Source organism: Sphingobacterium hotanense (assembly GCF_008274825.1).
Taxonomy (GTDB): Bacteria; Bacteroidota; Bacteroidia; order Sphingobacteriales; family Sphingobacteriaceae; genus Sphingobacterium; species Sphingobacterium hotanense.
Window position 1 is genome coordinate 4,166,234 of the sequence record NZ_CP030848.1, and the last position, 21,015, is coordinate 4,187,248.

Sequence of the window (21,015 nt, forward strand, 5' to 3'; positions counted from 1 at the left end):
TGTTAAGTATTATTGATTGTTTTCTTGACTAGACTGATTATCAGGCGAACTTTGCGGAACATCACCGTGATCACTCGACGGCAATGATAAATCCGTCTGCGGAACGCCGCCTCCATCTGCTCCACCATTCACAAACTCATCATAAGTCGTCTTATTTTGGAACGGACGTTTACCCAATATCTCTTCTAAGTCTTGTTGGAATAAGATTTCTTTTTCTAATAACTTCTCAGCAATTTTGATCAATCCCTCTTGTTTCGACAACAACAATTCTTTTGTTCTATCGTAAACCGTCGAAATCAATACGCGTACTTCGTCGTCGATCAACTCAGCCGTTTGGTCTGAATAAGGTTTTTGGAACTGGCTGTTCTCCGAACTATCGCGGAAGGATACATTCCCTACCTTATCGTTCATACCATATACAGCCGTCATCGCATATGCTAACTTCGTGATACGCTCTAAGTCGTTCTGAGCACCGGTACTGATTCTTCCGAAAGTAATATCTTCAGCAACGCGTCCACCCATCGTCATACACATACTGTCAATTAACTGCTCAGTCGTATATAAGAACTGTTCTTTTGGCAGGTATTGCGCATAACCTAATGCCGCAACACCGCGTGGAACGATCGATACTTTAACCAAAGGATCCGCATGCTCCAAGAACCAGCCCGCAATCGCGTGACCTGCCTCGTGGTAAGCAACGATCTTTTTCTCCTCAGGAGAGATAATTTTATTCTTCTTCTCAAGACCTCCGATTACTCTATCAATCGCATCTTGGAAATCCTGCATATTGATCGCTTTCTTGTTCTTACGAGCTGCAATCAAAGCCGCTTCGTTACAAACGTTCGCAATTTCTGCCCCCGCAAAACCTGGAGTCTGTGCCGAAAGTTTCTTCGCATCCACTTCCTCCGCCAATTTCAATGGCTTCAAGTGCACATTAAAGATTTGCTCACGACCAATCAAGTCTGGCTTATCAATAGAAATCTGACGATCAAAACGTCCTGGACGCAATAAAGCTGAATCCAATACATCTAAACGGTTCGTTGCTGCAAGGATAATAACCCCTAAGTTCGTACCGAAACCATCCATCTCCACCAATAATTGGTTCAATGTATTCTCGCGCTCATCATTTCCTCCCATAATGGAGTTCTTGCCACGAGCACGACCTATCGCATCAATCTCATCGATAAAGATGATACATGGTGCTTTTTCTTTTGCTTGCTTAAACAAATCACGCACACGAGATGCACCAACCCCAACAAACATCTCCACAAAGTCAGAACCTGACAAGGAGAAGAAAGGAACTTGTGCTTCACCCGCAACCGCTTTTGCCAATAAGGTTTTACCCGTTCCCGGAGGGCCTACTAATAAGGCTCCTTTTGGAATTTTACCTCCTAAATCGGTGTACTTCTTCGGGTTTTTCAAGAAATCAACAATCTCCATAACCTCTTGCTTCGCCTCTTCAAGACCAGCAACGTCATTGAACGTAATGTTGATTTGAGATTCTTTATCAAATAATTGTGCTTTTGACTTGCCGATATTAAAGATTGCACCGCCACCGCCTCCAGCACCACCGTTCATACGGCGCATCAGAAGGATCCAGATCGCTACGATAATTAACAATGGAAGCATAAACGAAATAAACCATCCCGCCCATGGGTTCGATCTATCTTCGTAAGACACGCTAATCTTCGGTTGGTCGGCAGCTAAACTATCTTGCGATGCTTTTAACTTCCCTTCCAAGATCTCCGCAGAAGGCTCCGTAAATTTATACTGAGGTCCTACGCTCGGCGATAAAGAAAGCGCATTTGGATTTGGCGCAACATCTTTATATTTCTCGTCGGCTAATTTATCTTTCTTGATATATACTTCAACATCTATTAAGTCGTTGCTTTTTGATGCAACTAGCTTCTCCACATCTCCGGGGATAAGCATCTTGGTTTCGAATTCTTTGTAGGTTGTCTTCTTCGCACCATCCCCACTGAAGAGGTACTGAAGCCCGATGAAGCCTACAATCATTGCAATCCAAAGCCAAATCATATTAAATTTTGGTGGCATTGGTGTAATTTTTTTACTAGGAACTTTCTTCATTTATACACTTAAACTACGTTTCACTTATTCTCACTATGCACTTTGGTAAGTGCTAATTTGGGCATCGCCCCACAGATCTTCAATTCTGTAATGCTCCCTTGTTTCGGTTTTAAAAATATGAACGACAACATCAACGAAGTCAAGTAAAACCCATTCGCCATTACCGTGCCCTTCCTTGTGCCAAGGATCTTGACCAAAGGATTTATACACTTCTTCTTCTACACTTTTGGCTATTGCATTGACTTGCACGTTGGAGTCGGCATGGCTGATAACAAAATAATCAGACAATGTCCCATTAACTTCGCGCATATCCAACCTCACAATTTCATTACCCTTCTTTTCCTGCATCCCATGTATCACAACATCGGCTAGCTTCTCGGACAACGAAGACTTTTTGTTTTTACTCATCAAGATTTATTATACTTTTGACTGATAAATTTTTAAATGATATTATCTTTTGCAAAATAACACATTTTCGGGAGATTCACTACGCCTAAGTTTAATTGTTTTAGACGAGGTCACTTCCACAAACGATTATTTTAAAACTCAACTGTCAAATTTCAAGCCACTTCCTGAGTTTACTGCCATTATGGCAAAAAAGCAAACAAACGGACGTGGACAACGCGACAGCACCTGGTTATCAGAGGAAAATGCCAATATAACTTTCAGTTTATTGCTATATCCTACTTTCCTTAAACTGCATGATCATTTTATCCTCAATATGTGCATCAGTCTAGGGCTAATTCATTGGTTTCATTCGTTACAAATCGATGCAAAAATCAAGTGGCCTAACGACATCATGATAAACAATAAAAAAGTATGCGGGATATTGATTGAAAACACGAGCAATTCGAAAGGTATTAAACACGCTATCGTAGGTATTGGAGTCAATGCTAATCAAGAAAACTTTCCAGCCGAAATCAAACACAAAGCAAGCTCCATTCTACGCGAAACTTCTTATCGTCTGCCCTCCCTCGAAACGGCTTGTGAAGCAATCATAAGACATATTCATCAGCTTTATAGTAGACTGCAGAAAAAGGAAATATCGACAGATCAATTACTCGAAGAGTATAATAAAAATCTATTCTTACGTGGTCAGACGGGCCTTTATCGTGCGGGCGATGAAACCTTCGAAGCTGAAATAAAAGAGGTAAGTCCGGATGGAAAACTTCATTTATTAAGAAATTACCAGATATCAACATTTTATTTTAAGGAAGTCGAATTTCTTTTGCAATAAATCGATTACATAGAATTAAATTTCATTATAAATCCTAACTTTGATTTAAACTTTATTGGCGTCAACAAGTCAATATATAAAAGTAATTTACATGAAAAGAATAAATTTATTAATTGCGTTTTTAGTATTTGCCGTTTCCGGCGTTATGGCACAGGTTCATAACCCAGTAAAATGGTCAGTAGGATTCAAAAAGCTAGCTAACAATGAGGCAGTTATTTTGATCAAAGCAAACGTTGAACAAGGATGGCACATTTACGGCATGAACGTTCCTGCCGGTGGTCCAGAGTCAACATCCTTCACTTTCACTCCAGCAAACGGAGCTAAAGTTCAAGGTAAAACACTAGCAAAAGAACCTAAAACAAAATTCGAGGATGTGTTCAAGATGAACCTTCCTTACTACAACGGTGAAGTTGTATTCCAACAAAAGGTGAAACTTGCTAACAACAAACCTACTACAGTTAAAGGTGTTGCATCGTTCATGGCATGTGATAAAGAGCGTTGTCTTCCACCAGATGAGTACGAGTTTGCTGTAACCATAAAGTAAAACTTTAAGAATTACAATCTACAAAGGCAGGGAATCCCCTGCCTTTTTGTATGTTTGGACTTTAATTTTCGAATATGAGCAAATTAAAATTCCTATTTATCGCCCTCTCGTGGCTATTCCTCAGCACAACATCCCCTCTAAGTAGCTTCGCCCAAGATTCTTTAATCAATTACGAAGATGTAGACTTTGGAACGGGAGAAGTGGAAACAACAGAAGATCAAGATACTTTATTCTCCACGGAAGACGTTGTCTTCTCCGACGGTCAAGATACGGTCTCGCAAGACACGACGGCTACAAGTACTGTTGCTGCTACCGCCGCTCCAGAAGAGTCTAAATCCCTTTGGGGAATCTTTATCGCCGGTCTTATCGGCGGATTCGCTGCATTCCTGATGCCTTGTATCTTCCCGATGGTACCTCTAACGGTATCTTTCTTTACCAAGAAATCCGGCAGCAAGAGCAAAGCGGTATCTCAAGCTTTTTTATATGGCTTGTTCATTATTGTGATCTATGTAGCTTTAGGAATGTTGATCACCATTGCATTCGGTGCGGAGGCGTTGAATGCCCTGTCTACCAATGGTATTTTCAATTTCCTATTCTTCCTTTTATTGGTGGTATTCGCGGCTTCCTTCTTCGGTGCCTTCGAAATCACCTTGCCAAGTTCATTCGTGAACAAGATCGACTCCAACTCGGACAAGAGCGGTTTGATCGGCTTGTTCTTTATGTCGGCTAGTTTAGCCGTGGTTTCTTTCTCTTGTACAGGACCTATCATCGGTACTTTACTTGTTGAGGCGGCTACCAAAGGCGAGCGCTTAGGCCCGGCCGTAGGGATGTTCGGATTCTCTTTAGCATTGGCTATCCCATTCGTATTGTTCGCAATGTTCCCTTCTTTATTGAAGTCACTGCCGAAATCAGGCGGTTGGTTGAACAGTGTGAAAGTCGTGTTGGGTTTCTTAGAGCTTGCTTTGGCAATGAAATTCCTTTCCAATGTAGACTTAGCTTATAACTGGCAGCTATTAGATCGCGAGGTCTTCTTAGCGCTATGGATCGTGATATTCGGCTTAATGGGACTATACCTATTAGGAAAGATCAAGTTCTCGCATGATAGCGACCTGCCTTATCTTTCTGTACCGCGCACCATGCTAACAATCATCGTATTCTCATTCGTAGTTTACATGATCCCAGGTATGTGGGGAGCACCTTTGAAATCTATCGCAGCCTTCCTTCCGCCAATCGGGACGCAAGACTTTGATCTTGCCAATGCTAGCCATGCGGCTGCACCGAGCGGATCGGCAGATGCGAGCAGCAGAAAGCATTACACGCATTTCCACAGCCGTGCGACCATCAAAGGATTCGATCCTTACTATGATTACGATGAAGCATTAGCAGCAGCGAAAGCACAGAATAAGCCTTTGATGATCGACTTTACAGGCTGGACCTGTGTAAACTGCCGCAAGATGGAAGCTTCGGTATGGTCGGATCCGAAAGTTCGCAACCTGATCAACGAGAACTTTATCTTGGTGGAGCTGTATGTGGATGAGCATGACCTGAAATTGCCGGAAGCAGAGCAATATGTTTCCAAAGAAACCGGCAAGAAGATCAATACCGTTGGTAAGAAGAATACCGACTTCCAAATTACCCGCTTCCAGAGCAACTCGCAACCTTTGTATGCGATCGTAGGTGCTGATGAGCAGTTACTCGTTCCGGCAAGCGGTGCAAACTATGATATCGACAGCTATGCAGCCTACCTGCAGAGCGCAATAGACGCTTATAAAGCGAAATAAACCCCTATTTTTTTATTCGAAAGGCGCATTATCTCCGGATAATGCGCCTTTCTCTTTGTATTGGATTGCGAATGAAGCATTTACCTACCTTCTTTAACACAGTCCTCTTCTTAACCTTTTTTACACCCCAATCATAACCCTTACAGAGCGGTTCTGATTGGGTTATGCATTGGGTTTGAAAGGGCTTTGGATTGGGTCTAAGTAATTCCAGTCCTGATTTATTATTAACACTTTAGCGTGGAATTCCCTCGTTCTTTTGGTGATTTTGATGTAATTTTGCACATCAACCCAGACAATAATCACATACTAAAGCCAAGGAATTGGTATATTTGAGACATGAGCAACATAAAAAACATAGCCGTATTAACTTCAGGAGGGGATGCCCCAGGTATGAATGCTGCGATCCGTGCAGTTGTTAGAACAGGAATTTACCATGGTGTTAATATGTTTGGTATCCGCCGCGGATACGACGGATTAGTTCATGGAGATATTATCTCGATGGATGCGAAATCCGTTGCGAACATTATACAACGTGGAGGAACAATCCTTAAGACTGCTCGTAGCGATGAATTTCGCACATTCGAGGGCAGACAACAAGCTTACGAAAACATTAAAAAACTAAATATAGATGCATTGGTCGTTATCGGTGGAGACGGTACGTTCACTGGTGCTTCTAAATTGATCGAGGAATTTGACATCCCGGTAATCGGTATCCCGGGGACTATCGATAATGATTTGGCGGGTACTGACTTCACTATCGGGTATGACACGGCAATCAACACGGTTGTTGATGCAGTGGATAAGATCCGTGATACAGCAGAATCACACGATCGTTTATTCGTTGTCGAAGTAATGGGTCGTGACTCAGGATTGATCGCCTTGCGCTCCGGAATCAGTACGGGTGCTGAGGCTGTTTTGATTCCTGAACTGAAAGTAGATTACGACGCCATCATGAAGCGCTTGGATAAAACGCGTAAGAATAAATCTTCACGTATTATTATCGTTGCGGAGGGGGATGAAGAAGGCGGATTGGTCGTAGCAGAGAAAATCAAGCAAAACTTCCCTGCCTATGATGTACGTGTTTCTATCTTAGGACATATTCAACGCGGCGGTAAACCAACTTGTATGGACCGTGTATTGGCGAGCCGTTTGGGTGTAGCCTCAGTTGAAGGTCTATTAGAAGGTAGAAGAGGCGAAATGGCGGGTTTGATTTGTGGAAACGTACAGTTCACGCCGTTTGGAAAAGCTATAAAACACATCGACAAAATCAATACGAACCTTACCCGTATCGTTGAAATCCTGTCTTTATAAGATTGTTATCGACGAAAAAAATAGATAGGAAGAGGCGGCCCGAAAGGCTGCCTTTTTTTCTGAAATTGTCTGTTTTCAAAGGCCCTCAAAAGCTTTTATATCTCTTGGTGTTTCAATGGATAGATGAAAGATTTATTATTACACAATTATGAAAACATTCTATTGTATTTAGCTGTATATTAAGCACACAACATTGAACAAAACACACTAACATGGAACCAAAGAAGAAGAAAATGGTGCTCACCATTGCGCTTCTCTGCCTTCTTGCTGGACTCGCATTAGGCGCATTTGTAGCAAGTAAGGAGAAGGAGATCGCCAAGGAGCAAATGGGCAAAAATTTAGAAGTGTCAAGAGCTACCGATCCAGCGAATTAGGATAAAAAATTGTGCCTTTCTATTGGCATTCGCTAATTGCATACTTACCTTTGTTAAAAAATAAGACCATGCAAATAGCACAACTCTATCAGCTCTATTTAGACTTCCCTCAGGTTTGTACCGATACCCGACAAATCAGTAAAGACTGTATTTTCTTTGCTTTGAAAGGTGAATCGTTCAACGGGAATAGTTTTGCTGAGCAGGCGCTAGAGCAAGGTGCAAAATATGTGGTTGTTGACGATCCGGAATATTATCAGGAGAAAGACAGCTATGTTCTCGTAGACGATGTATTGAGCAGCTTACAAGACCTTGCGCGCTTCCATAGACAGCAGCTTAGCATCCCCTTTATCGGCATTACCGGTACCAACGGGAAGACCACGACGAAGGAGCTGGTTCATGCCGTGCTATCTCAAAAATTCAAAACCTTTGCTACCAAAGGCAACCTCAATAACCATATTGGTGTACCCTTAACTATTTTGTCGCTACCAAAGGATCTAGAGATCGCGATTATTGAAATGGGCGCCAACCACCAGGAAGAGATTGCTTTTCTGTGCAATATCGCACAGCCAACACATGGTCTGATCACCAACGTAGGGAAAGCGCATCTAGAAGGATTCGGCTCGTTTGAGGGGGTAAAGAAAACGAAAGGCGAGCTTTATGACTTTCTGAAGGCACATCATGGTCTAGCCTTTATTCAGGGAGATAATAGCGAATTGAGAGCGATGGCTGAGGCACGAGACTTAAAGCATATTATTTGGTATGGCTTCTCGGATAATAATTCCGTAAAAGGGGGATTAGTGAAAGCCGACCCTTTGTTGACCATTTTCTGGAAACAGGTAGAGCAGGCTGATATCATTTATAAGGTCAATACCCACTTAACAGGAGCGTACAACACAGAAAATATGTTAGCAGCTGTTGCTTTAGGTTTACACTTCGATTTGAACGCAGAGGAGATCAATCAAGGTTTAAGTGCATATGTTCCGCAAAACAACCGCTCGCAAGTCGTAAAAACGGAGAAGAACACGATTATTGCGGATTATTACAATGCGAATGCGAGCAGCATGGCTGCAGCATTAGCGAATATCGAAGTCATCGAGGCGGATAGAAAAGCGATTATTTTGGGCGATATGTTCGAGATGGGCGATGAAAGTGAAGTCGAGCACCGCAAGGTTATCGAAAAGGCAAAATCAATCGGTGTTGACAAGTTGATATTTGTGGGCAAGGCTTTCTTTGCACAGCGCGATGGCGAGGCGGAATATTATGAAACAACAGAGGACCTTCGACAAAAGTTAAGTCAGGCTCCTTTATCCGGATATATGATTTTATTGAAAGCGTCTCGTGGGATGGCTTTTGAGAAGTTAGTCGATCTGTTATAAGACCTACAGCATAACGATATGCTTTGAACAGATCAGTGAAAGGCGCCAAACGTCTCTCATTGATCTGTTCAAAACTTAATATCTAGTTGGAATCAACGTCTAAATTCAATTCCTTTTCTTTATTGATCAAATGGGAAATGCTGGTATCATTTAATATCTGTAGCATGGCATTTCTTACTTCTACAAATACATCACGAATACCGCAGGCATGCTCTTCCACACATTCTTCACAAGAGCGGTAGAAGTTTAAGCTGACACAAGGAAGCAGCGCAATAGGCCCGTCTATTAGACGCATTACCTGAGATAAATATATGTCCTCTGGCGCTTTATTCAGGCTGTAACCACCGCCAGCACCTTTCTTAGAGTACAAAATTCCTGCATTTCGCATCTCTAATAGAATTTGTTCTAGAAATTTCTTTGGAATACGTTCTTCCTCAGCAATCTTGCCGATTTGCATAGGTTCTTTTCCGAAATTCCTGCCCAATACCATTAGGGCTTTGATAGCATATTTTGTTTTCTTTGAAAGCATATTTATAAATAGGTAAACTAATCCCTGTTCCTCAAATGTACTAATTTTAATCGTTCCCTAAAACTTCAACGATGGGTTGGCCGATTGATCCATTGGGTTCCATGACATGTAGGAGCGATGAAAGCGTCGGCGCAATGTCCGTTACATGAACCACTTTATTCGTCTTTCCATGTTTGATTCCCCAGCCCATAAATACCAAGGGGATGTGCGAGTCATAAGGTGTCCAGGTTCCGTGCGTCGTACCGGTTGAACGTGGCGTTCCATCATACCATTGTGGCTCAGTGATAATCTGAATTGCCCCGCTGCGTTTGCGGTTATAACCGTTGATAATCTTTTCGCGCAATGGAGCAGGTAATAGCATATTCTCGCCTCCTTCGACATCGACCACGTATGCCACGCCATCTTCATGACGCAATTGTTTGATAATGGATTTTTTCACTTTCTCCTCATCCAATTTAGCTTGCTCGATTGCTGTATAATTTAAATGAACCTGATAGTTCATTAAGCTTCTTACCAAATTGTCAACACCAAATTCTTCTTTCAAAGACTCATTTAAACTGCGGTGCAATTGTCTTGAGAAGAAGTATCCGCCATTACCTCGCATATCCATAAAGTAGCGGGAGTTATAAGAAGCAGCATGGTCAGCCGTTAGGAAGAAGGTATAATTTCCTTTTCCCACGGTTTGATCCAGGTATTTAAAAAATGTTGCCAACTCCTGGTCTAAGCGCAAGTATATATCTTCGATCTCTACAGAAGATAAAGAGTAGCGGTGACCCACATAGTCGGTTGCTGAAAGACTAACGCAAAGGAAGTCTGTCGCTTTTTTTGGATTATTTCCTAACTGTTCGTTCTTGATGGCTTCTTTCGCAAAGTCTAAAGTGATCTGGTTTCCGAAAGGCGTGGATTTGATCAATTCATAACCAGCATCTTTCATCAATAAAGAAGTTTTTCTAGGGAATGTTGGTTTCTCTTCTCCTGCCCATTTTCCTTCATACTCGTTATCGTCAGCAACACTATTGTTCGCATAGGTTTCGATTGGATAAAGCGTATTCCAGTCTTGTTTAAGGTATTTATCCGCTAGTTTCTGCTTGTTGAAGCTAGTTACCCAAGATGGTAAGTTCTTCATGTAATAGGTGCTGGAGATCCAATCGCCCGACTTGGCTTCAAACCAGTATGCCGCATCGGCAAAGTGACCAGCCGGTAGAATACCGCCACGGTCTTTGATGGCAATACCCACCACTTTTGAATGGAAGTTTGTTGCTAATTTTAGCTGATCGGTTACCGTTGAAGCTAATAGATTACGAGGAGATTGCTTCCCTTCTTTTTCGATAGTCCCTACGCCTTCAACCGCATCATCCTGCGTACAATACATGGAGTTTCCCGTCTGCTGCTCGATCCAGTCATTCCCGGCGATGCCATGGATGGACGGCACAGAGCCTGTGTACACCGAACTATGGCCAATAGCCGTAAATGTAGGCACATAGTCGATTATCGTATTCTCGCAAGAATACCCTTCTTTTAACAGGCGTTTAAACCCGTCATTACCGTAGCGATCTGCAAAGCGATACAGGTAATCCCATCGCATTTGATCGACCATTAGGCCTACGACCAACTTCGGTCTTTCTACTTGGGCACTTGCAATAGTACAAAAGCCTAGAAATAACAATGTTGCGTATATTCTTTTTAACATAGTACTTGATTTATTTTAAGAATTTAGGTGACGTAGTAAGTATTTCCCGGTGTAAGAGTCATCAGCTTTCACCAGATCTTCCGGTGTTCCTGCGAATACGACCTTACCCCCATTATTTCCGCCCTCCGGACCGATATCGATTACCCAGTCGGCAGATTTGATCATGTCTAAGTTATGCTCGATAACTAATACACTATTTCCCTGCTCGATAAGCGCGTTGAATGCCTTCAAGAGCTTTTCGATGTCATGGAAATGAAGCCCTGTCGTCGGCTCATCGAATATGAAAAGGGTTTTCTTTTGATTATTTCCTTTGATCAGGAATGATGCTAATTTGATGCGTTGTGCCTCACCACCTGATAAGGTGCTGGAGGACTGCCCGAGTTTTACATAGCCAAGTCCTACTTCCTGCAAAGGTCCGAGCTTATTTAATATCTTCGGTTGATCGGCAAAGAAACTGATGGCTTCGTCTACACTAAGCTCCAGGATATCCGAAACTGACTTCTCTTGGTAGGTGACATCCAAAACATGCTGTTTAAATCGCTTGCCGCCACATGCTTCACATGGAAGAATGATATCTGCCATAAACTGCATCTCAATCTTCACAACACCTTCGCCTTGACACATTTCACATCTTCCGCCCTCCACGTTGAAGGAGAATGCGGATGGCTTCAAGCCATTTGCCTTCGCTGCCGGCAGGCTGGAATATAAAGCACGGACTTCGTCCCAAGCCTTCACATAGGTTACTGGATTTGAACGCGTAGAGCGACCAATAGGGTTTTGATCGACCATCTCAATCTGCTCTACCAGATCGATAGCTCCTTCGATGCCATCGAAGATTCCGGTCTGCTCGCCAGAGTAGCTGCCTAATGCTTTCTGCAATGCAGGGTATAGAATGCGCTTCACCAGGGATGTTTTACCCGATCCAGACACACCGGATACGACGGTAAACACATGCAATGGGAAGTCAACCGTTACATTTTGAAGATTATTCTCTCTTGCTCCTTTAACACGGATGTAATCCGCCCATTTTCTTCTGCGTTTCGGAACAGGAATACGAAGCTCGCCGCTCAGGTATTGGCCGGTCAAGCTGTCTTTATCTTTAATAATTTGATCATAGGTCCCTGCGAAGACTAACTCACCGCCATGAATACCGGCTTCAGGGCCGATATCAATTAAGTAATCTGCAGCTTCCATCATCTCTTGCTCATGCTCTACCACAATGACAGTATTGCCGGCATCGCGAAGGGATTTTAATACAGAGATCAGTCGCTGTGTATCGCGAGGGTGCAAGCCGATGCTCGGCTCATCTAGTACATAGATAGACCCCACTAGCGAGCTTCCTAATGAAGTTGCCAGGTTGATACGTTGCGATTCACCACCTGATAAACTATTGCTTAGGCGGTTCAGCGTCAGATAGCTCAAGCCTACATCGCAAAGGAATTGAAGGCGGTTGACAATCTCTGCCAATAATCGCTTAGCGATAATGGCTTCGTTTTCTGTAAGCTCTAAGTTGCTGAATAGCTCAAAGGCTTTATCTAGCGGCAACAGAACGATATCGGTAATGGAATGTCCATTGACTTTCACATAAGAAGCGTCTTTTCGCAAGCGCGTTCCTTTACAATCTGGACAATCTGTTTTTCCGCGATAGCGGGATAGCATGACGCGGTATTGGATTTTATAGGTTTGTTCTTCCAGTTCGGCAAAGAAATCATTCAGTCCGCGGAAGTACTTGTTCCCTGTCCAAAGCAATTCTTGCTGTGCTTTGGTCAGCTCGCTATAATCTCGATGTATGGGGAAGTCAAACTTGATAGCCGATCGCACGAGTTTATCTAACCATGCACCCATCTTCTCGCCACGCCAAGGTGCAATGGCACCATCGAATACCGAGCGGCTCTTATCCGGAATAACTAAATCCGGGTCAATGCCTATCACTTTCCCATAGCCTTCGCAACGCTTACATGCTCCATAGGGATTGTTGAAGCTAAAGAAGTTGGGTGTGGGCTCTTCGAATACGATGCCGTCGAGTTCAAACTTGTCAGAGAAATGGAAAGTCTCATCGGCTACTTCGATATCACATTCGCCTTTTCCTTCGAAATAGGCGGTCTGAATGGAGTCTGCCAGGCGATTGATCGTATCGTCGGAATGGTCTAACACGACGCGGTCGATAACGATAAAGATATCGCCTTCCTTGAAACTCGCATTTGCGATTTCCTTGTCCTCGATGATAGATTCAATCTTCTTGATTGCTCCCTGGTATTTTATACGGGTAAATCCCTTTTGAAGCAATAAGGAGAGCTCTTCCTTTAGCTTTCTATTGTTGAAGGGAATTAACGCACTATAAATCGTGATGGTGGTATCATCTTCGAAGGATAATAGCTTATCCACGATCGAAGACACGGAGTCTTTCTTCACTTCCTGTCCTGAAACAGGCGATATGGTCCGCCCGATACGAGCATAGAGAAGTTTTAAGTAATCATAGATTTCGGTCGATGTACCGACTGTAGAACGTGGATTGCTGGAAATTACCTTTTGCTCGATAGCAATAGCCGGTGCAATTCCTTTGATGTAGTCTACATCGGGCTTGTTCATACGCCCCATAAACTGTCGGGCGTAAGATGATAAGCTTTCCACATATCTACGCTGTCCTTCGGCGTAAAGGGTATCGAATGCTAATGAGGATTTCCCCGACCCTGACATACCGGTGATAACAATAAGTTTGTTTTTTGGGATGTCAACATCGATGTTCTTAAGATTATTAACTCGAGCACCTTTGATTTGAATGTGTGACTTTGGGGTATGATTTGCACGTTCTTGCATAACTATCAAAGTTATGGAAAACTCTACAAAACACAGACTGTTGGCATAAACAAAATTGAAAATGCAACGCAGGAATTACATTATTCTTGAAATATTGAAAATGTTGATCTTTAATTTACTCGGTTTGTGTATCAGGAGCGGCATCCAGCTTCTCCAACAGTTTCTCCACTTCCTTTTCTGATGCGGTTAGTTTTGCTTTGCAGATTGCCAATAATTCCGATGCTCTAGAAATCTTAGATGTCAGCTCGTCGACAGACACTTCACCATCTTCAATATCAGCAACGATTTGTTGCAATTCCACGAAAGCCTCTTGATAGGTATATTTATTTTCCATGTTCTTCTTTGTTAACTACTTGGGACTGTATGGTTCCGTCTTCTACTTGGATCTCTAACAAATCGCCGGTGTTTACTTGATCAAGTTGGTGAACAGCCTTTCCATTCATCCGGACAATACTAAAACCTCGTTTTAAAATATGTATTGGACTCAACAAACCTAGCAATTGTTCCACATGAATCAATTTAGATTTCTCCTCCTTGAATTGTTGCTTACTGTACATCTGTGTATGGAGCATCAATTGGTTCAGTTTATTGCGCTCTGTAAGGAATACTGACTTGCTATTCCAGGAGATCGCCTGAGCCAACTGCTTTAAGTTCTGTTGCTCTTGTGCAAATTGCTCCTTAACCGCTCTTAACAGACGTTCCTGTGCTTGATCCATAGGGATGGAAAAGTTGTGAAACTTTTGTAAAAGGAAATCCGCTAGCTCGCTGGGAGTAATCGCATTCTTATAGGCTACCATCTCGCTGACCGTCTCGTTGGTAGAATGCCCAATACCTGTCAGCACAGGAATAGGAAACATCGCGATGGCCTTCGCTAAAAGATAGTTATTATATGAGCTCAATCCGACTTCCCCACCGCCACCACGGATAATAGCGACCGCATCGAATTGTTCGATCTTTTCCGCAATATTACTGAGTTGGTTGATGATTGAGGCTATAGACTTGTCCCCTTGCAGCAATGCCGGGTATAGCGTAGTCTCGATTTTATAGCCCCAAGGATTGCCGTTTATGATTTTATAGAAGTCAGAAAGTCCTTTGCTGGTTTCTACAGAGACTATTGCCAGACGTTTCGGAATCAATGGGAAAGGAAGTCGCTTATTGGCTTCGTAGAGCCCCTCCTCCTTCAATAGCCGTATCGACTCTTTCTTTTCTCGCTCTAACTCTCCCAACACAAAGGTCGGATCGATATCTACAATCTTTAAACTGAAACCATAAAGTGGGTCGTAAGAAATGCCTGCTTGCATCAAAATGGTAATCCCCTCGCGTAGTGGCTCTCCCAAAAGCTCAATAAACTGCCGATTTATGCGTTGGTAATCTGCTTTCCATAGGATAGAACGCATCTCGGCAACTACACGGCCGTCTTTCTTCTCCAATAACTCGGGATAACAATGTCCAGAATGGGTATAATGGTTCAACTTGTTCATCTCCGCTTTAATCCAGTACAAACTTTTATACCTTTCGGCAATCGTTTTCTGAATACTTCGGGAAACTTCAAGCAGTGTGAAAACCGTTTTATTGTCTACAGATTCGGGCATACAATCAAATATACTGAATTTATTACAGCGCAGCGCTGCACGTTTGTGCGTTTTATTAGTACATTTACAAGTATAAACCAACATCATCGTATGATTCGTAACATTGGCATCGCATTCCTAGCGCTGATCCTTCAAGCGCAAGTTTCTAATGCTCAGTATAAACAAACTGTAGAGAACAAAACAAGATTAGAAAGCAATATCAATAATGTCATTCCATTAAAAAGCCTTGATCAGTATAAAATTGCTGTCGTAACGCCTAGCAGCAATAAATATCAACCCTTTATTGATCAGCTTGAGCGCTATGCTGATGTTCAGGTTTTTGATTTTAAACAATACGACGAAAAGACTAAATACTATAATACGATCATTGTTGCAGGGACGGCAAGTGAGCTTCATCCAGGACAGTTGGCTATGTTGATCCAGTCTGCGGTGAACAATAAAAATGTTATCCTATGCCAATTTGGTACAGATTACGACTTTACGAATCTCAGTGTTACCCCACAACAGCTGCGTAAGTTTACTAGCTTGGTTCGTATTGCTGAAACGGGAAATCAAGCGCAAGAGTACGCTGCGATGTCCATATTCGGGGGCTTAGGCATTACGCAAGGGACGATAAAGACCGAACAGACTCGTCTGCAATATAACCGAGGCAACCGCTCGGATATGGATCTTAAGAAAATGGGGCAACGCATTGATGCGATTGCTAAGGAAGCAATCGATCAGCGTGCCGCGCCAGGTATGGTTGTGATGGCGGTAAAAGATGGTCAGGTAATCTTCGAGAAAGCTTATGGTCATCACACCTATGAGAAAAAACAAACAACACGCATCAGTGACATCTTTGACCTAGCATCCATCAGTAAAATAGCAGGAACAACACCCGTCGTGATGCATCTGCAAGAGAAAAATATTATCAACTTGGACAGCACGATGGGGCATTACCTATGGCAAGCAAAAGAAACAAATAAGGCGAATATTACTTTACGTACTGTTTTACTACATGAGGCTGGCTTTACACCCTTCATCCCTTTCTACAAGGAGCTAAAACCGGGGGATTTGCAGCGAACAAAAGATGCGAACCACCAAGTGCAGGTTGCGGATAACGCTTATCTAAAAAACAATTATTATCAGGACGTGATGTGGCCGGAAATGCTTAATTCTCCTGTAAAACCGATTGGGAAGTACGTTTATTCGGACATTAGTATGTATGTGATGAAAGAAGTTTCGGAGCATGAAACCTCCGTACCGATGCAAGATTATGTGCAGAATATCCTGTACAAAAAGATCGGAATGAAAACAGCAGGATATCTTCCACGAAACCGCTTTGACCGCAATCGAATTGTCCCAACACAAAACGACACGGTATTTCGAAAGACGCTATTGCAAGGATTTGTTCACGATGAGGGCGCCGCAATGGCAGGCGGTGTTGCTGGCCATGCAGGTCTATTCTCGACCGCCAATGACCTTGCCATCTACGGCCAGATGCTATTGAACCGCGGCACCTATGGCGGGGTGCAGTTTTATAAACCGGAGACGATCGACTTATTCACATCGAAGCAGTCTGCAAGCTCTCGCAGAGGGCTCGGCTTCGACCGTTACGATCCGAAACCCGGAGCAGATTACCCCTCCAAGCTAGCGAATGAGTCTGTTTATGGCCATACCGGTTATACTGGAACTTGTATATGGATCGATCCGCGGAACCAGTTAGTTTACATCTTCCTGTCTAACCGTGTGCATCCGCAAGTGAGTTCGAAACTAGGGGACTTGAATATCCGTAGCCGCATTCAGGATGTGATCTACCAAACTATCAATAACGCTAAATAATGAAAAAGCAACTTGTACTTAGCATAACCGCCGCTTTTATGAGCCTTTCAGCCTATGCACAAGATTATAAAAAGATTCATCAAGACCTGTTGGTTATTGATGGACATAATGATGTGTTGATCGAAAGTATATTGCCGGAGAAAGACATCAGCAATCGAATAAAATCGGGGCATACCGATCTTCCGCGCTTGAAAGAGGGAGGTGTAGATGTACAAGTATTCGCAGTTTGGTCGGATGACAAGAAGTATCAAAAGAATGCCTTTAAACATGCGAACGATCAAATCGATGCCTTAGAAGCATTAATCAAAAAGAATCCTACGAAAATTGAACTTGCAAAAAGCAGTGAAGATATTGAACGCATACAGAAATCGGGCAAAATAGCAGCCTTGATTGGGATTGAAGGTGGAAACATGATTGAGGGGAGTATTCCCAATCTAGAAAAGCTTTATGAACGCGGGGCAAGATATCTCACGCTTACCTGGAATTATAACCTACCGTGGGCTACCGCTGCAGCCATTGAAATAAAAACTAAAGGCTCAAAGAACAAAGGACTGAATGAACAGGGAGAAGCAATCATTAAGCGGATGAACGAATTAGGGATGATGGTAGACCTATCGCATGCGGGAAAAGAAACGTTTTATGATGTGATGCGTATATCCAGCAAACCGGTTCTCGTATCGCATAGCAATGCCGCAGCCTTGACGCCGCACTATCGCAATTTAGATGATAAGCAACTCGAAGCATTGAAAGAAAACGGAGGTGTAATCGGTGTTAACTTCTATTCCGAATTCCTAGACTCTAAATACAGAAGCCGAGTAAAAAGACTTTATAAGTCGCACTTCAAAGAGGCAGCAGACAATAAATTATCGGTCGATAAAATGTACAGCAAATTGCCGAAAGCCCTAAAACATAAAGCCGATGCACCATTTGAAACTGTTCTCAAGCATATCGACTATTTAGTTTCTAAAGTAGGGATAGATCATGTTGCTATCGGATCTGATTTCGATGGTATTACCTCCGCGCCTCAACAGCTAGAGGATGTGTCAAAATTTCCAATACTTACGCAGGCTTTATTAGAAAAAGGATATAGCCAAGCAGATGTCGCAAAAATAATGGGATTGAATTTCCTGCGAATATTGAAAGAAAATGAAAATAACAAGAAATAAATAAGTTATAATAATGATATATAGCCTATAAGATTCCTGTGTTATTCAATAGTAGGAACTTCATCTTGCTCGCCTAGCTTTACTAACTGTTCATAGTTTTTATTCAACTTGTTCACTAAACGACGGTAAACAACTTTGTAATAGAATCTCACAAGACCAAGCAGTATCGCTATAGCGATAATCATGAAAATACTGATTCCCACTACATAAAATATCGCTTCGCCCCATGGTTTAACGAAAACTCCATCCGTAATCATCATCGTGACAGTAACTAGGGCAGATACCGTAATAATATAATAAATATTAAATCGGATGTATTGATCCACGGCCTTACGCGTTTCAATGATATCTCGAAGCAAAACCTTCGTATTGCTTGTGTTTTTGATACTGCGGTATGAACTAAAGAACTTGTAGATGAAATAAGCAATCACTATATAAAAAACGACGGATAATGCGTTTTCCAATGTGCTCACAATATCCGAATCAGGATTGATATCGGTATCATTAGGCAATAGGAAGTTGAGAGCGAGTCCGGCCAACAGCTCAAGGATGCTGATGTAGAAAATCCACTTAACGATGGATGACGAGCTATTATGCAGCATTTTCCGTATCCCCTCTTTGTCGACCTTCGGAAAATCCTCGTCTTTTTTCCAATGCTGTTTTAAAAAATCCAGTTCGTCCATTACGCTATTTTTTGTTTTGCCAACATGCTTTTCAATTTGGTCTTAATCCTGTTCATCTTCACCCTCGCGTTCACCTCGCTGATCCCTAATGTTTCCGATATCTCGCTATAATCTTTATCCTCCAAATACATATAGACTAAAGCTTTGTCGATATCGCTCAATTGCCGAACGGCTTCATACAGCGACTTTAGGCGCTCCTCCTCCTCAGAATTGTACTCCTCATATCGGATATTCGCTAGGGAGTTATCCCAGTCGACCGTTGTAATCTTCGTCTTTCGACCTCGGTAGAGGGATATCGCGGTATTCAAGGATACGCGATAAGCCCAGGTAGAAAACTTGGAATCCCCTTTGAACTTAGGGTAAGACTTCCACAACTGGATGACCATTTCCTGGAAAAGATCTTGATGCGACGCAAGATCCGCTGTATACAGCTTGCAGATCTTGTGGAGGATATTCTGATTTTCCTCCAGCAACGACACAAATTCTTGTTCCAGGTTACTATACATCTTTCCTTATTTGTAGACAATAGTACAGTATTGTTACAACTTGTACTCATCTTTTTTTAATTTAGCTCAATGGCTAAAACTAAATCGGCATACTTCTGCCAATCCTGTGGATATGACTCGCCTAAATGGTTAGGACAATGTCCTTCTTGTAAGCAATGGAATTCTTTTGTTGAAGAAGTGGTTGAGAAATCTTCCTCCCGTGTACCCGAATGGCGAAGCACCGCCAGTTCTAAGGCAGAAACTAAGCGGGCCAACAAAGCCGCTATCATCCATGAAATTGTCTATTCGGAGGAACAACGTATCGTTACTCCCGATAAAGAATTCAACCGCGTATTAGGCGGAGGAATTGTTCCAGGTTCCCTAGTACTAATCGGTGGAGAACCGGGGATTGGTAAATCTACCCTAATGCTTCAATTAGCACTTACGGTCTCTCACGTGAAAACCATATATATCTCCGGGGAGGAAAGCGAGCAGCAGATTAAGATGCGCGCTGAACGTCTCGTTCAGACGTCAAACGCCAACTGTTATATCTTGACGGAGACTTCGATGCAGAATATCTTTAAGCAGATTGATCAGGTACAGCCAAACCTGTTAGTCATCGACTCCATACAGACCCTACATTCCGCACAGATTGAATCAGCTCCGGGCTCCGTATCGCAAGTGCGCGAGTGTACCGCAGAACTGCTTCGTTTTGCGAAGGAAACCAATACACCGGTATTTATTGTGGGCCACATCACCAAAGACGGATCGATAGCAGGGCCAAAGGTATTGGAACATATGGTCGATACGGTATTGCAGTTTGAAGGCGATAGAAATCATGTCTACCGAATCCTACGGGCAGTAAAAAACCGCTTTGGCTCATCGTCAGAACTGGGAATTTATGAGATGCAAGGCTCAGGCCTTCGAGAAGTATCGAATCCTTCGGAAATAATGCTGTCGCAACGCGAAGAGCAGGTGAGCGGTACGGCAGTAGCTGCCATGCTAGAAGGCATGCGCCCCTTAATGATCGAAGTGCAGGCCTTAGTCTCCAATTCAGCCTACGGAACCCCACAAAGGAGTTCTACCGGATTTGACACCAAACGTTTGAATATGCTCTTAGCCGTTCTAGAGAAACGCTTCGGCTTCCGCCTTAGCGCACAGGATGTCTTCCTGAATATTGCCGGTGGACTACGCGTCGAAGACCCTGCGATCGACCTCGCCGTAATCGCTGCAATCATATCATCACAGCAAGATATCCCGCTAGGCTCTAACATCACCTTCGCCGGCGAAGTAGGCCTCTCCGGAGAGATACGCGCCGTAAACCGAATCGAACAACGCATACAAGAAGCCGAAAAACTAGGCTTCGGACAGATATTCATCTCTAAATACAACACCAAAGGACTCGACGCTAAGAAATATGATATCGCTATCCGCCCAGTCGCGACGTTGGAAGATGTGTTTAGTGCTTTATTTGGGTGATCTTAGATAGGAGATATTAGACATTAGAGTAGGCGCCGATTA

The 21,015-nt window shown here is 42.9% G+C and carries 18 protein-coding genes; 9 read left to right on the forward strand and 9 right to left on the reverse strand.

What is annotated here, in order from left to right; translation table 11 throughout:
• Positions 1-9 precede the first annotated feature (9 nt).
• Positions 10-2,088 (reverse strand): ATP-dependent zinc metalloprotease FtsH, encoded by a 2,079-nt coding sequence (ftsH, locus tag DSM08_RS17585; RefSeq protein ID WP_149527355.1) that lies wholly within the window; start codon positions 2,086-2,088, stop codon positions 10-12.
• A gap of 33 nt (positions 2,089-2,121) precedes the next feature.
• Entirely contained in the window at positions 2,122-2,496 is a 375-nt protein-coding gene (gene rsfS / locus DSM08_RS17590; RefSeq protein ID WP_149527356.1) for a ribosome silencing factor, read from the reverse strand.
• A 49-nt stretch (positions 2,497-2,545) separates the two neighbouring features.
• Here rsfS and DSM08_RS17595 point away from each other — a divergent pair, with 49 nt between their 5' ends.
• From DSM08_RS17595 to DSM08_RS17615, 6 genes are all read left to right on the forward strand, one after another.
• Positions 2,546-3,325, forward strand: a complete 780-nt coding sequence (locus DSM08_RS17595) for a biotin--[acetyl-CoA-carboxylase] ligase (RefSeq protein WP_149527357.1) — start codon at positions 2,546-2,548, stop codon at positions 3,323-3,325.
• A 91-nt stretch (positions 3,326-3,416) separates the two neighbouring features.
• Complete coding sequence (locus tag DSM08_RS17600; protein WP_246172343.1) at positions 3,417-3,869, forward strand: protein-disulfide reductase DsbD domain-containing protein; 453 nt, start codon at positions 3,417-3,419, stop codon at positions 3,867-3,869.
• Positions 3,870-3,943: 74 nt separating this feature from the next.
• A complete protein-coding gene (locus DSM08_RS17605; protein ID WP_149527358.1) occupies positions 3,944-5,650 on the forward strand; it encodes a protein-disulfide reductase DsbD family protein in 1,707 nt (568 codons plus the stop codon).
• Between the two features lie 336 nt (positions 5,651-5,986).
• Positions 5,987-6,961 carry a 6-phosphofructokinase gene (pfkA, locus tag DSM08_RS17610; protein ID WP_149527359.1) on the forward strand — a complete coding sequence of 325 codons (975 nt, stop codon included), beginning with the start codon at positions 5,987-5,989 and terminating at the stop codon, positions 6,959-6,961.
• A gap of 212 nt (positions 6,962-7,173) precedes the next feature.
• Entirely contained in the window at positions 7,174-7,335 is a 162-nt protein-coding gene (locus DSM08_RS19095) for a hypothetical protein (protein ID WP_187773909.1), read from the forward strand.
• A 68-nt stretch (positions 7,336-7,403) separates the two neighbouring features.
• On the forward strand, positions 7,404-8,711 hold the full coding sequence (locus tag DSM08_RS17615) for a UDP-N-acetylmuramoyl-tripeptide--D-alanyl-D-alanine ligase (RefSeq protein WP_149527360.1): 1,308 nt from the start codon (positions 7,404-7,406) through the stop codon (positions 8,709-8,711).
• 82 nt (positions 8,712-8,793) lie between these two features.
• Here DSM08_RS17615 and DSM08_RS17620 read toward each other — a convergent pair whose 3' ends face one another.
• From DSM08_RS17620 to xseA, 5 genes are all read right to left on the reverse strand, one after another.
• Entirely contained in the window at positions 8,794-9,240 is a 447-nt protein-coding gene (locus tag DSM08_RS17620) for an RrF2 family transcriptional regulator (RefSeq protein WP_149527361.1), read from the reverse strand.
• 46 nt (positions 9,241-9,286) lie between these two features.
• Positions 9,287-10,930, reverse strand: coding sequence for an alkaline phosphatase PafA (gene pafA, locus DSM08_RS17625; RefSeq protein WP_149527362.1), 1,644 nt, complete (start codon positions 10,928-10,930; stop codon positions 9,287-9,289).
• Between the two features lie 15 nt (positions 10,931-10,945).
• Positions 10,946-13,747 carry an excinuclease ABC subunit UvrA gene (gene uvrA, locus DSM08_RS17630; protein WP_149527363.1) on the reverse strand — a complete coding sequence of 934 codons (2,802 nt, stop codon included), beginning with the start codon at positions 13,745-13,747 and terminating at the stop codon, positions 10,946-10,948.
• A gap of 115 nt (positions 13,748-13,862) precedes the next feature.
• A complete protein-coding gene (xseB, locus tag DSM08_RS17635) occupies positions 13,863-14,081 on the reverse strand; it encodes an exodeoxyribonuclease VII small subunit (RefSeq protein WP_149527364.1) in 219 nt (72 codons plus the stop codon).
• Positions 14,071-15,339, reverse strand: a complete 1,269-nt coding sequence (gene xseA, locus DSM08_RS17640) for an exodeoxyribonuclease VII large subunit (RefSeq protein WP_149527365.1) — start codon at positions 15,337-15,339, stop codon at positions 14,071-14,073. The genes xseB and xseA overlap by 11 nt, the downstream gene beginning before the upstream one ends.
• 90 nt (positions 15,340-15,429) lie before the next feature.
• On the opposite strand from xseA, the gene DSM08_RS17645 reads away from it, so the two are divergent.
• Positions 15,430-17,160: a serine hydrolase domain-containing protein gene (locus DSM08_RS17645; RefSeq protein ID WP_149527366.1), complete on the forward strand. Its 1,731-nt coding sequence runs from the start codon at positions 15,430-15,432 to the stop codon at positions 17,158-17,160.
• Positions 17,160-18,326, forward strand: coding sequence for a dipeptidase (locus DSM08_RS17650; RefSeq protein WP_246172345.1), 1,167 nt, complete (start codon positions 17,160-17,162; stop codon positions 18,324-18,326). The genes DSM08_RS17645 and DSM08_RS17650 overlap by 1 nt, the downstream gene beginning before the upstream one ends.
• Positions 18,327-18,367: 41 nt before the next feature.
• Here DSM08_RS17650 and DSM08_RS17655 read toward each other — a convergent pair whose 3' ends face one another.
• Both DSM08_RS17655 and DSM08_RS17660 read right to left on the reverse strand, forming a co-directional pair.
• Positions 18,368-19,009 (reverse strand): hypothetical protein, encoded by a 642-nt coding sequence (locus DSM08_RS17655; protein ID WP_149527368.1) that lies wholly within the window; start codon positions 19,007-19,009, stop codon positions 18,368-18,370.
• On the reverse strand, positions 19,009-19,515 hold the full coding sequence (locus tag DSM08_RS17660) for an RNA polymerase sigma factor (protein WP_149527369.1): 507 nt from the start codon (positions 19,513-19,515) through the stop codon (positions 19,009-19,011). The genes DSM08_RS17655 and DSM08_RS17660 overlap by 1 nt, the downstream gene beginning before the upstream one ends.
• Positions 19,516-19,584: 69 nt before the next feature.
• On the opposite strand from DSM08_RS17660, the gene radA reads away from it, so the two are divergent.
• Positions 19,585-20,973 (forward strand): DNA repair protein RadA, encoded by a 1,389-nt coding sequence (gene radA, locus DSM08_RS17665; protein WP_149527370.1) that lies wholly within the window; start codon positions 19,585-19,587, stop codon positions 20,971-20,973.
• The last annotated feature ends 42 nt before the right edge of the window (positions 20,974-21,015 follow it).

Bases quoted from the DNA above. Each gene is read 5' to 3' on its own strand.
- ftsH (WP_149527355.1), bottom strand. From the start codon at position 2,088: ATGAAGAAAGTTCCTAGTAAAAAAATTACACCAATGCCACCAAAATTT.
- rsfS (WP_149527356.1), bottom strand. From the start codon at position 2,496: ATGAGTAAAAACAAAAAGTCTTCGTTGTCCGAGAAGCTAGCCGATGTT.
- DSM08_RS17600 (WP_246172343.1), top strand. From the start codon at position 3,417: ATGAAAAGAATAAATTTATTAATTGCGTTTTTAGTATTTGCCGTTTCC.
- DSM08_RS17605 (WP_149527358.1), top strand. From the start codon at position 3,944: ATGAGCAAATTAAAATTCCTATTTATCGCCCTCTCGTGGCTATTCCTC.
- pfkA (WP_149527359.1), top strand. From the start codon at position 5,987: ATGAGCAACATAAAAAACATAGCCGTATTAACTTCAGGAGGGGATGCC.
- DSM08_RS19095 (WP_187773909.1), top strand. From the start codon at position 7,174: ATGGAACCAAAGAAGAAGAAAATGGTGCTCACCATTGCGCTTCTCTGC.
- DSM08_RS17615 (WP_149527360.1), top strand. From the start codon at position 7,404: ATGCAAATAGCACAACTCTATCAGCTCTATTTAGACTTCCCTCAGGTT.
- DSM08_RS17620 (WP_149527361.1), bottom strand. From the start codon at position 9,240: ATGCTTTCAAAGAAAACAAAATATGCTATCAAAGCCCTAATGGTATTG.
- pafA (WP_149527362.1), bottom strand. From the start codon at position 10,930: ATGTTAAAAAGAATATACGCAACATTGTTATTTCTAGGCTTTTGTACT.
- uvrA (WP_149527363.1), bottom strand. From the start codon at position 13,747: ATGCAAGAACGTGCAAATCATACCCCAAAGTCACACATTCAAATCAAA.
- xseB (WP_149527364.1), bottom strand. From the start codon at position 14,081: ATGGAAAATAAATATACCTATCAAGAGGCTTTCGTGGAATTGCAACAA.
- xseA (WP_149527365.1), bottom strand. From the start codon at position 15,339: ATGCCCGAATCTGTAGACAATAAAACGGTTTTCACACTGCTTGAAGTT.
- DSM08_RS17645 (WP_149527366.1), top strand. From the start codon at position 15,430: ATGATTCGTAACATTGGCATCGCATTCCTAGCGCTGATCCTTCAAGCG.
- DSM08_RS17650 (WP_246172345.1), top strand. From the start codon at position 17,160: ATGAAAAAGCAACTTGTACTTAGCATAACCGCCGCTTTTATGAGCCTT.
- DSM08_RS17655 (WP_149527368.1), bottom strand. From the start codon at position 19,009: ATGGACGAACTGGATTTTTTAAAACAGCATTGGAAAAAAGACGAGGAT.
- DSM08_RS17660 (WP_149527369.1), bottom strand. From the start codon at position 19,515: ATGTATAGTAACCTGGAACAAGAATTTGTGTCGTTGCTGGAGGAAAAT.
- radA (WP_149527370.1), top strand. From the start codon at position 19,585: ATGGCTAAAACTAAATCGGCATACTTCTGCCAATCCTGTGGATATGAC.